This window comes from Erysipelothrix rhusiopathiae (assembly GCF_900637845.1).
GTDB lineage: Bacteria > Bacillota_I > Bacilli_A > Erysipelotrichales > Erysipelotrichaceae > Erysipelothrix > Erysipelothrix rhusiopathiae.
Genome location: NZ_LR134439.1, coordinates 1,511,144 through 1,522,848, shown reverse-complemented (window position 1 = coordinate 1,522,848; position 11,705 = coordinate 1,511,144). Strand labels below are relative to the sequence as shown.

Sequence of the window (11,705 nt, the reverse complement as noted above, 5' to 3'; positions counted from 1 at the left end):
TTCTCCTTCTCTATTTCAATAAATCGCCTGTGATAACACCAGGAACTTTATCAACCTTGTCATGATCATGACTTCTTAAGATTGCACGGTTAGTACCTACTGATTCAGAAACAGCTAATTTCAGTGCGTCTTCAGCAGAAACCGCTAATGTTACAGTTGTGTACATCTTATCCGCTACTTTTTTATCATCCGGTAAGGTGTCTTGATCAATTGCAAGAACTTCTTTATTTTGTAAAAGGAGCACTGCTTTCTTTTCTTTTAAACCAAGAACAGGAATGCGTTCTTTACCATCAACTGCAGTTTCAACAGATCCTGCATACAATTGAGGATAATTCTTCTTCAAATAATCATATTTTTGAAGTGTATCTTCTGGCAAATCACTATCTAATACAGTAATGATATCAATTTTATTTCCAACACGAATTAACCCTTGCATCCCGTATTGACCTTCAAGTTTAACAGTATAAGCACGCATATTGTCTGTAAGGACAGTACTTAATCCACTTGATCCTTGACCCACTACCTCTACCTTTTCACCGGTAAACATATCGCCAACGGACATCTTTGTAGTTGTAACTTTTCCAACAACACGTTCAGCATCCGCAAAAGCACCTTCAGGTGCAGCATCTTTATGAACATTTTTAACTTCGATCATATCTTGAGTAATTCGAGTTTGTGCTGTAAGGGGTTTAAGTGCTACAACAACTTGCGTTAAATCTTTCTTCGGTATTTCCTTTTTTAAACCTTGGATTGGGTTCATTAACGCTAAAAGAAATACACCTGCAGCTACAACTACAGAAATTAATTTATTCTTATCCAAAGTAATTCCTCTTTCTTAATATTAATAAACACCATTAATGGTTGGGGTACGACCATCCCAAATTGGTTGTTGATCTGTAAAGTTTTGCCATACAGGTAATTCAACTTTAATTGGGAACTCATCAATTCCAAGTGCTTTCAAAGTCGTCGTTTTATAAACATCACGCAAAATAATCGTTCCGGTAAGACTAATCATGTAGTTACCGTTTGGAGACATACCACGTTGTTCATTCCAGACCAACTCAAACTGACTTGGATCAATACCATTTCGTTTTAGGATCTCATGTGCATTATCCAATGCAATCTGTTGACCTTGTTGTGAATGCAACATTTCTTCTGTGATATCAAGACGTGCTTCACGAACCAAATAAGCTACTTCAGTTAATTTATCTTTTTTATTCATTGCTAAAACAACATCTGTTGAAAGCGCAACAAATCCCAATAGAAACATTAAAATAAATGCAAACATAATAAGAATATTTCCATCTTCTTCATTTTTAAAATTTACCATTGTTGATTCTTACCCCCTACTAACTCAATTCTTCTAATTTTGTAAAGATTATTTTTCAACTCAACACCATCTTTGAGGAATGGCTTTGAGAAAGGTGTAACAGGGTAAACTTTGTATTTTACATCCGACGCAATTTCCATTGTTGTTGTCTTAAATTTACTGTTTGCGCGATCTTTATCCGTACCATCTGGAACACCATAATTGAATTCGCGTTTACCAGCAAGTACCGCTATACGACTATTTTCAATCGTTACGCGACTTACATCAATGGGTGCACCCATTTCTTTGATATTTTTTTCATACATGTCTCGAATATGAGTATTTGCCCAACCTCCATCTACGATATAACTTTGATTCGTATGGAGCGCATGTTTTTGTTGAGGACCAAGATCCAATTGAATGGCCATTTTACGTAGTGAGTAATCAAACTGCACTTTGTTATAAACCACCCAGCTCACATCAATTAAAAAGCAGACAATCAATAGAAAAAGTGGCAGCACAATCGCAAATTCCACCATTGCCTGACCTTTTTCTTTTTTAGATTTATTGACCAACTTTGACATTTGCATCACCATCGCCTCCTATGTACATTAAACCACTGTACGTTTCTGTTAGACGAAGTGTCTCACCCATTACTTGTTTTGTAATATACATTGAGAAAGGAACATCATAAGTTGTTGTTACGGTTACATAACGTATATCAGTTCTATTTTTATGTCCGATAAAGCCACCATCATTTGCGCTCCAAATTTTTCGCGTAAAGTCACGATGCTCAATATCAGATAAATCAATTTCATATTTTAAGCGTTTAGGGTCAAGTGTACCGTTATTGTTTATAAGTGTTTCAATCGTCTTCTCTTTACTGCTAAATCGGGATTGATCTTTTACACCACCCGTTGCACCACCTTCGTCGTACAATACCGCAACCTTTTGAATTTCACTGGTTAGATATTGTAAATTGACCTTTGCATGCACCGCTTTACCAACGTCCATGATCAAAGCAAGCATAATTATGAGAATAGGAAGGATTAAAGCAAATTCCGTAACACTTTGACCACTTTCACCTTTAAGTTTTTTTATCATATTCACTCCTTAAAGCGACAAATAAAGGGGATGAAAAATCATCCCCTCGGAACTATCCAAGCCGGATAGAGATTATAAAAATATTTAAAGTTAAAGTATCACTTGCGCGATACTTTAACGATTTATAAATGCGTGTTAAGACTAAGCGCCTTTACCTGCTTGTAATTCTTTACCTACGTTTTCGAAGATTCCTTTTAGGTTTGTACCTAAAGTCTTCATAACAACGATAACTACTACTGAAACAAGAACTAAGATAAGACCGTATTCAACCATACCTTGTCCTGATTCTTCATTGAATAAAAAGTTTTTCATAATTTTCTCCTCATTTTTCTTCCCTAGTTAATTTTAGGGACTAGATCAGCGACTGTTTCAAACATTGTTTTAACATAACCACTCCCGATAGATTTGAGCACCACTACTGTAACTACTGAAACCAATACGAGAATAAGTCCGTATTCAACCATGCCTTGTCCAGACTCCTCGTCCATAAATTCATTTACGGTTATCATAACTATCTCCTAACATCCTAACAGAACACTGCAAATCAACATACTGATGACTGGGTAATACAGCGCGAATAAAGCACCGCCCATTAATTGTGCACACATGGGGAATGTACTACCTATGTACATCGTTTTGGTGTAAAAACCGATAACAATGTAAATTAACAAGCAAAGTACGATACCTATTAGAAATGTCAGAATATTAGGTAATCCCAACATAAATGATAATGCAATTGCAAGCTTTATATCGCCTGCTCCCACACCGAGACTTCCAGAGAATGCTTTTGTCAAGAAGGCTGTAGCAAAGAACAGTATACCTGTTAATAGCATTGCTATAAGTCCAGTTGACAATCCATGAAATCCATTTGAGACAAACTGATATATTAAACCTATGACAAGGACACAAAGGACCATCTCATTTGGAATAATTCGAATTCGTTGATCGATTCGAATACCATAAACTGCTAAGAAAGCAATTACAGAAATAACAGTTGCTTCAAACAATCCGAATGATGTATATGCAACTAAAGTAGCTGCACCGACATAAATGCCATTCATCAATGCGTCATGCGCATCTTCTGGACGAAAGACCTTATAGATCTTATTGTTACGTTTTTGTTTCCAAGCTACAGTATCTTTCACAAATCTTGAAATGTTGTATCCTAGTGTAAAAAATAAAGCAGTTAGAACCATATAAACAATAATATTCACTATAGAATCTCCTCATCACCGACATAGATAGTATATGATGATATGCATTCTGTATCTACCAATATTTTGACGTGAATTTCACAAAATTTTAACCATTTACCCATCTTTGTTGTAGACTACGCATTATTTGTCATCGCAGTTGTAAATAATTGTATTAAATGTGAAAGAAGTAAAAAAGATACCGTAATTTGGTATCTTTTTATATCTTATTTAACTTAATGAGACTAATATTCAACAAACTCTGATTGAATGCGTAATCTAATTCACCATCGATTTCCAAATATTTAACCTTCATTCGTGGATTTGATTGCTGGCGGATGTAATCACGCTCTTCTGGAGTCAGATTTGACATTCCGGTATCTTCAATCCAGTTCTGACAGAAATATGCATTTTTATAATCTAAATAGCGTTCCGTCATTTTGTAACGGCCACTAATGCTTTCAATTTTAAAATTAACCTTACGCTCATACTCTGAACCACTGTTACGATCTTTAGAGTCTACACGACGATACGATTCGTAATAGTTGGAATATACAATAATTGCATAATCATGATGATTCCGGGTCACGATATAACCCTCACCATAATCGACGACAGTACTAAACAATTCTTGAAGAAATTTAAGGACATAAAATGGCATCCGTTCAACACCAAGATAGTTATAGAAACTTGAATAAGACATCGGCATCAGTTGATGCTGCGACTTACCTAATATATTCCAAGATGAAAAGTAGAAGTCACCTAAACTTAGCTGAAGCAGAATTGGAAGAAAGAGTAGATTATAGAATGGATTATCAAATGCATCATTCCAACGATAATCATCTTCAACCGTATAGTTGAATGAAGCTGCAACAATATGTCTTCCTAAGCGATCCGCAGGTAAACTAATACGGATTGCATGATTAATCTCACGAATATCGTTAAGAATTTTCGGTAGTAATTGATCACTTCCAAAATCATTGTTTGTGAAATTGAGGTCACAAGTATAGAATGCTGGTTCGATATTCATTTCCGCAATCATCTCAAGATACTCTTGATGAATATCTCGTGTATCGTTATCAAAAGAACCAAGGTACAAGCCCCAACGCACTTTTTCCTGATCAAACTTTTCTTGAAGGACTTTTACGAAAGAATGAATACATTCTTTAAACATTGGTCTTCTTGATTGATCACTGACCGCATCGTTAATGGTTGGAAAGTATAATTCATAACCCCACTCACGAAGCTTAGAATTACTAATGATTAATGATGCCTCATCCAATGCTTTCTGCATTCCAACTACAGCATGATTGATTTCATTTAAACTCGCACCTTCTTGTAATAGCGCATTAAAGCTTACAAAATCAAGTCTCAATACTGGAATAATATCAAATTCAGAAAATACTGTGAAGATATTATAAATTTCAAATGACGAGAAATCACGCAAGGCACCAGATTTTGTTTGCAATTTAAAGACACCGTCTAAAAACGCAAGTTTAATTTTAACTGTTTTAAATTTAAATTGCCCCAGTGTTTCCCGTAATTCCGCAATACTTAAGAAATCACGATCGACCACACAATCCAAATCAACCACAACACCCCACGCATTCCGGAAGTGTCCTTTAATAAAGTTTGGATTGATTCGAGCTTCAAGTGCTTTAATAGGCTCGTTTTCTAGTTGACTTGGTCCTTTTGTACCCACTTCCAAGAAATAACGCACTTTAGAATCCGCAGCATAAGGATATTCTAAGGAAGCGATATGTTCCGTTGTGTATTGCTTACGAAATTGAGTTGGCGATAAACCAAAAACTTTCTGAAAATCTCTTCCTAATGCTTTAATATCTAAAAAGCCACAATGATTTGAAATCTCGGTCATTGTTAAGTCTGTGTTGATTAAACAATCAACAGCGTAATTAATGCGGTTCACTCTAAAATATTCACTGACATTCACGCCGGTTATTTTTTTAAACATTCTTGATAAATACGCACCGCTGACATTATATTCGTCCGCAAGCCCCTCTAAGGTTATTTTCTCATTTTTCGCATCTGCATACTTCTCCGTAATATCAATCACGATGGATTCAATAGAGTCTGTACTTAATATAGCGCGTTTTTGATTCATAACAAAGAGTTTTATAGAATCCACAACTTCTTTAACAGCATGATAACTTTCTTCAAATGTTACTTCACCTGCATCTTTTTGGCCATACAGATGACGAATGGATTCAATAAGACGGACTTTATTTCTATGGTCTTTAAGTGTACTATCGATACTTACCTTTGGCGATAAGTTAAAATGTTCCTCTGCAAACGATGAATCAATCTGTGCTACGAGAATTAAATTATCCCGACTGTTTGCATAAAAACAATGAGCTCGATTCGGTTCAAGAATATAAACATCACCTTCATTGAGATTTAAATACGAACCATTTACGCGAAGTCCAATCATGCCCTTTACGACATAGATCACTTCAAACGCTTTATTCGCCTCAAATTCTTTACCGTCAATTTGTTTTAAAAATGTCCGGTACGGTAAATTTCTTCTAACAACAACAATTCCATTATTCATAGCAATTCCTGCGAGCGAGCAGGATTCAGATTTTTTGATATGTATAGTATTCATGGTATGGTTCTCCCTTGCACATTGTCATCAAAAAGAATCATAGAGGATTCATTTAGAATCGTATGATTATCTTTTTCTTTGATAAGCATTACCCATACTTATTAAAATCAAAGATTGTTTTTTTGTTTATATCTTTTTCTTTATCGAATACAACATGTATAATTTAACACATTTCAACAAAATTTCACATAGGTTTTGCACATTTGGTACGTTTATACGCAAAATATGTCTATTTTGTCCACTTTTTCGTACAAATACGCAAAAAAAAGAAGGCTCTCCTTCTTTATGGATTTGTAATCTTTGCTTCACCAACCTTACGTGCAGTCGCAATTTTGGATTCCGTTATGAAATAAAAATAATCGCCACCATAATCTAAATCCCAGATGATTGAAAATAAACGCGCATCACCTTCATTGTGATGAGCATCTAAATAAATGCCACCAACATTATATTTCCCAAACGAATAATCTAGAAACAATACCTTTTGTTTTAGCTCAATCGTCGGATTATCCGAATGACTGCCCGCAAAATCATCTCGTTTCAATTTCATAGACCCTTCCATCGATACAGCGTATTGATCAAAGGAATAATACCTGCGATTTGCTTTCCCATTTGAAATCATATTCCTCATATTTAAGCGATAAGTAATTGAATCGTTTGCGGACACCTCTAAATAAATACTCGACATCATAAAAATAAACAGCAGTAAGATCGACATCACACCAAATCCTTTACGGTGTAACCAATGACTTTCTTTCTGATCAAAATATACCAGTACATGACGAACTGCATGATAATACAAACAATAACCGAAAAATCCCCCAAGTGTGTTAGTAATTAAATCAGTGACATCAAAATGCCATAAAATAACGCCAAAAGAAAGCGTCAATAGCAGTTCCGCACATTCAATCATGAGCGAAATCATAAATGTGCCAGCCACCGTCTTTTCAACTTTACGGAAACGTTTAAAAAAAACTGGTAAAAATACGCCCATAGGAACCATCATTAATACATTCAGGAGTGGCTCCTTAAGGTTTTTAAGACTAATTCCATTTCGAAACGGAATCAAATTATAATAATCAATGGATGCATTTTCAAGAGAAAAATGAATCGCAGCATTCTGTACTTCTTTTTGATTTAAAGGCAATGGAAATAATGTAAGATCCATGACTTTTCCAAGATACAAAATAAACAGAAGACCTAAAATCTTATTTTTAACCGTGGTTTTGCGAAATTTCACTAAAAAAATCATCGCAACAAGAATATAAACGATGATACCTGAATTAATCGATACTCCTTGAGTATTGTTTATGATAGGACTTAAATAACGTTCAAACATGTAAAACTCCATTCTATACCTAAATTTTACATGATTCCCCTAATCTTGTCGAGAATTCTCAAGATTAATATGTTTTATTTCGTCAATCGGCAATACTTTCACAAATTTACTGGGTTTTTCAGTTTTAAAAATTTCATCATCATGATAAATAATGCGTGTTCGCACTTCCATAATCCCATTCTCACCTTTAACTAGATCGATTATATCAAAAGATTTAGGATCAACCTGAATTGTCTTAAATGGTATCTCCACATATTCAACCAATACCGACGAAGTCACAACTTTACATGTGGCATGCACCGTTACATTATCTGTAACCATAATTTTACTTTGCGGACTTGTATGGCTATCAAACAGCCATCCTTTAAATAAGACTTCTTGGTCCGGTTCATACAAATTATGATCGGGTAGTACAAACTCAGTATTTTTACGTACAACATAGATTGTCTGGGTAAACCGTTGAAACGGAATTGTGTCTGACTTTAAGACCAATACGGCATATCGCATCGTAAACCCTCGGAACAAAACGACAAATACTAAAACAAGACTTACAAATACATTCATGTGTTTTCTATTATAATTCATAAAAAAACCCCCTCTATAACGTATCATAGAAAACGCAATATTTATTCGTTTCGCCGTATAAGATAAAACCATTCCTAATTTGTACAAATCTTAATTATTTAAAACAACTATGTTATAATATGCAAGATATTTTAAATGAAGGATTTTAAAGCATAAACCTTCATCACGAAAGAAGGTTTTTAAAAATGCCCTACCTTGAAATTAAAAATTTAACGCACACATTTGTGGAGCGCCAATTATACAGTAATGCAGAGTTTCTCTTACATAAAGGAGATCATATCGGACTTGTGGGTTTAAATGGAGCTGGTAAAAGTACATTAATACGCTTTATGACCGGAGATCTATCCCCTGATTTTGGAACCGTTGTTTGGCAAGATAAACTGAATGTTGCCTTTATGGACCAATATGTCAGTGTCGACCCAAGCCTCACCATACACGGTTACCTTTCCACAACTTACAAAGAGTTGTTTGATTTAGAGGCACGAATGAATGCCTATTACTTAGAATCGATTGAAGATGAAGATGCACTCCGAAAAGCGTCAAACATTCAAGAACGTCTTCTACAGGCGGATTTTTATACAATCGAAACAGAAATTCAGAAAGTAATTCAAGGACTTGGATTACACCTTCTTGGATCTGATACAAAAATTGAGCACTTATCAGGTGGCCAGCGCGCAAAAGTAATTTTAGGAAAATTATTACTCTCAGATGCAGACGTATTACTGCTTGATGAGCCTACAAACTTCCTCGATGTCGATCATATTGAATGGCTTGCAAATTATTTGAATGCTTATGCTAAGAGTTTTATCGTTGTTTCCCATGATGATTCTTTTATCAATCGTGTTGCGAATGTTATCGTAGATATCGATTTTCAAAAAATAACACGTTATAATGGAAACTATAATGCCTTTTTAAAACAAAAAGAACATAACCGCATGGAACAACTCAGCCTTTATTCCAAACAACAAAATTATATTGACAAAACAGAGGCTTTTATTCGTAAAAATAAAGCTGGTGGTAATGCGAAAATGGCACGAGGACGACAGAAACAATTAAATCGTCTTGATCGTGTTCATGCTCCCTTAGCACACGCAAAACAAAATTACGCTTTTAAAACACTTTCTCAAGCTAATGTTCGAGTACTTGAAACCCTTGAACTTGCAATTGGTTATGATTCTGTATTAATTGACGGATTTAATATGAAAATTTACGGTGGTGAGCGCTTTGCGATTACAGGATTTAATGGTATTGGTAAATCCACACTGATTAAAACAATCATGGGTCAACTTAAACCTTTAGATGGCAGCATCTATTTAAATGACGATCTAAAAATTGGTTACTTTGAACAAAGTCTTAATTGGAGTGATGATACTTTAACGCCACTTCAAATCGTAAGTCAAACGTATCCAAAGTTTTCTCAAGGAGAAGTGCGTAAGACCCTAGCTTCTGTGGGTATGAAGGAAGAACATTGGAGTCGTAGTATTAAAACATTAAGTGGTGGTGAACAAACTAAGGTAAAACTATGCTTGTTGATGAATCGCTATACGAATATGCTTGTGCTCGATGAACCGACAAACCATCTCGATATTGAAAGCAAAGATGCATTAAAATTCGCATTACAATCTTATACCGGGACAATCATTCTTGTATCGCATGAAGCCAGCTTCTATGAAGATTGGATTGATAAAATCATCAGTATTGAAAAATAAAAAAACTTAGGTGGAAAACCTAAGTTTTTTAATCTGTAATTTCAATTAAACGATAAACAGGATGATTAAAACTTTTAATGTAAACAAGTGGACTTCCATCATTTTTATAAATAATCGATTCAATGGATAGAATCGGAGTTTCAAGTTTAACCCCTAAAAGATTTGCGTACTTGATGGGGACGAGCATGGGTATCACCGTGAAGGATGCACTGCCACGATTAAAGAATGCATTAAAATTCTCTAACTTTGGTAAATCGTTGAACGCATCATCAGTCAATTGATTTCGAGCAATATAAACTTCTTCAAGTGCAATATTAATATTGTCTTTGGATAAAATACGAATAAACCGCACAACGGAAGTATCCCGAGAAATGTTCAACTTTAAACTTACATCCTCACCACAAGAAGCCTTCACATCAAAATATAAAATTGTATGTTTATCAAACTCCGGTGTTAGTAAAGAATTCTTTTTGATTAAGCGCTTGTCTGATACAAATGTACCACGATTGGCATCACGATAAAGGTATCCTTCATCGACCAATTCATTGATGGCTTTTCGAACAGTCATACGACTTGCCTGAAAGTGATCGGTAAAATCACGTTCACTTGGAATTGAGGCGTTTGGTTCCATGATATCAATCATCGCTATGATCTTATCTTTAATTTGTTGATAAAGTGGAATCTTCATCCCTACACCTCCAATATATACCTATTATAAAATAATATAATAAACAATCAACGATTATTTAATGAATGCAAAGGGACGCCAGGGTTTGATGTAGTCAAGCAACATCATTTCAGCGTCAGGGATGCGCCCAATTTTATTCTTATTTCCATCATTTGGCATGGATTCAAGAACAATATGTAATTCCCCTTTGTAACGCCCATATTCATCATTTAAAACAACCACATCGCCCCGTTTTAAGTCAACCGTATTCTTAGCTGGAATTGACGCTTCCGCATAGGTAACACGTGGCATCGTTGATCGTGCCATGTAAGAACTCATATCACCACGAACAAAATGATAATGATCATAGATTATCCAAGACTCAGTCTCTGAAAGTTCAACGTCTAAATCGATTTTAAACTGCAACTTACCCAACACAATATTTGCACATGACGCTAATTCTTCATCGGATGCATAGGCATTTCCGATAATAATATCATCGATCATTTCAGTCGCAATCAATTCTCGAATTTGCACATCAATTGGCAAGTCACGATGGTGTTCAAGTGTACACAAACCTTCATAAACAGGCCATGGACCAAACGTCCCCTCATTTTGACTTGATACAAAAGCAGCACTTTGAAGTCCTAGTCTTCGAATCTTTTGATTGCAATAATCAAAATGATTCTTACTCAAGCCTGTAAAGCGTTGCGGATAAAAATTATGACATGTGATTAATGCATTTTTATTTGGATAATACGTCATAACATTTTCAATATAATCATTTCCTTGACTCGAGTTTAATTCAATTTTTAAACCATACTCATTAAAAGTCATTTCACTTTCTAATGAACCATTAAAACCTTCATCAAGTCGAATGCCATCAACACCAATCTGGTTAAAGAAAATAAGATCTGTGTGGGTAATATTAAAAGCCTTAAATACTGCAGGCGCAACATCCACAATGACTTCCATCCCTCTTTGGTGTGCAGCATCCGTAAGCAAGCGATAATCTTGAATGAGTTGATCTTTATGATCAAAATCAGATTGAAGTAAACTCATAAAAATACGCTCAAAACCGCAGTCTGCCGCTTTATTCAAGTATGCGATATCCTTTTCCTTCGTGGAATTTTCGGGATAAATTGATATTCCTAAACGTGCCATAATCTGCTCCTT

General features: G+C 35.1%; 13 protein-coding genes. 1 reads left to right on the top strand and 12 read right to left on the bottom strand.

The features are described from left to right. Positions 1-10 precede the first annotated feature (10 nt). The 10 genes from cpaB to EL194_RS07335 form a co-directional block, all read right to left on the bottom strand. On the bottom strand, positions 11-820 hold the full coding sequence (gene cpaB, locus EL194_RS07380) for a Flp pilus assembly protein CpaB (RefSeq protein WP_003773575.1): 810 nt from the start codon (positions 818-820) through the stop codon (positions 11-13). 21 nt (positions 821-841) lie between these two features. After that, the gene (locus EL194_RS07375) at positions 842-1,330 is read right to left on the bottom strand and encodes a TadE/TadG family type IV pilus assembly protein (protein ID WP_003773572.1); all 489 of its coding nucleotides are present in this window, start codon (positions 1,328-1,330) and stop codon (positions 842-844) included. Continuing rightward, positions 1,324-1,899, bottom strand: coding sequence for a TadE family protein (locus EL194_RS07370; RefSeq protein WP_003773570.1), 576 nt, complete (start codon positions 1,897-1,899; stop codon positions 1,324-1,326). Before EL194_RS07370 ends, EL194_RS07375 begins: the two co-directional genes overlap by 7 nt. Beyond that, positions 1,874-2,413 carry a TadE/TadG family type IV pilus assembly protein gene (locus tag EL194_RS07365; protein WP_003773568.1) on the bottom strand — a complete coding sequence of 180 codons (540 nt, stop codon included), beginning with the start codon at positions 2,411-2,413 and terminating at the stop codon, positions 1,874-1,876. Before EL194_RS07365 ends, EL194_RS07370 begins: the two co-directional genes overlap by 26 nt. Positions 2,414-2,554: 141 nt before the next feature. Next, positions 2,555-2,725, bottom strand: coding sequence for a Flp family type IVb pilin (locus EL194_RS07360; RefSeq protein ID WP_003773567.1), 171 nt, complete (start codon positions 2,723-2,725; stop codon positions 2,555-2,557). Between the two features lie 23 nt (positions 2,726-2,748). After that, the gene (locus EL194_RS07355; RefSeq protein ID WP_003773565.1) at positions 2,749-2,922 is read right to left on the bottom strand and encodes a Flp family type IVb pilin; all 174 of its coding nucleotides are present in this window, start codon (positions 2,920-2,922) and stop codon (positions 2,749-2,751) included. 9 nt (positions 2,923-2,931) lie between these two features. Continuing rightward, positions 2,932-3,627, bottom strand: coding sequence for a prepilin peptidase (locus tag EL194_RS07350; protein WP_034886562.1), 696 nt, complete (start codon positions 3,625-3,627; stop codon positions 2,932-2,934). 199 nt (positions 3,628-3,826) lie between these two features. Continuing rightward, positions 3,827-6,229 (bottom strand): AraC family transcriptional regulator, encoded by a 2,403-nt coding sequence (locus tag EL194_RS07345; protein ID WP_003773561.1) that lies wholly within the window; start codon positions 6,227-6,229, stop codon positions 3,827-3,829. A 283-nt stretch (positions 6,230-6,512) separates the two neighbouring features. Then, the gene (locus EL194_RS07340; protein WP_034886561.1) at positions 6,513-7,568 is read right to left on the bottom strand and encodes a VanZ family protein; all 1,056 of its coding nucleotides are present in this window, start codon (positions 7,566-7,568) and stop codon (positions 6,513-6,515) included. Between the two features lie 39 nt (positions 7,569-7,607). Further along, positions 7,608-8,153 (bottom strand): hypothetical protein, encoded by a 546-nt coding sequence (locus tag EL194_RS07335; RefSeq protein WP_126345132.1) that lies wholly within the window; start codon positions 8,151-8,153, stop codon positions 7,608-7,610. A 185-nt stretch (positions 8,154-8,338) separates the two neighbouring features. Between EL194_RS07335 and EL194_RS07330 the strand changes: the two genes are divergently transcribed. After that, positions 8,339-9,862 (top strand): ABC-F family ATP-binding cassette domain-containing protein, encoded by a 1,524-nt coding sequence (locus tag EL194_RS07330; RefSeq protein ID WP_003773556.1) that lies wholly within the window; start codon positions 8,339-8,341, stop codon positions 9,860-9,862. A 28-nt stretch (positions 9,863-9,890) separates the two neighbouring features. Here the strand turns inward: EL194_RS07330 and EL194_RS07325 are convergent, their stop codons facing one another. Both EL194_RS07325 and EL194_RS07320 read right to left on the bottom strand, forming a co-directional pair. Further along, on the bottom strand, positions 9,891-10,550 hold the full coding sequence (locus EL194_RS07325; RefSeq protein ID WP_003773554.1) for a GntR family transcriptional regulator: 660 nt from the start codon (positions 10,548-10,550) through the stop codon (positions 9,891-9,893). Between the two features lie 54 nt (positions 10,551-10,604). Further along, positions 10,605-11,693 (bottom strand): DUF871 domain-containing protein, encoded by a 1,089-nt coding sequence (locus tag EL194_RS07320; RefSeq protein WP_003773552.1) that lies wholly within the window; start codon positions 11,691-11,693, stop codon positions 10,605-10,607. Between the last annotated feature and the right edge of the window lie 12 nt (positions 11,694-11,705).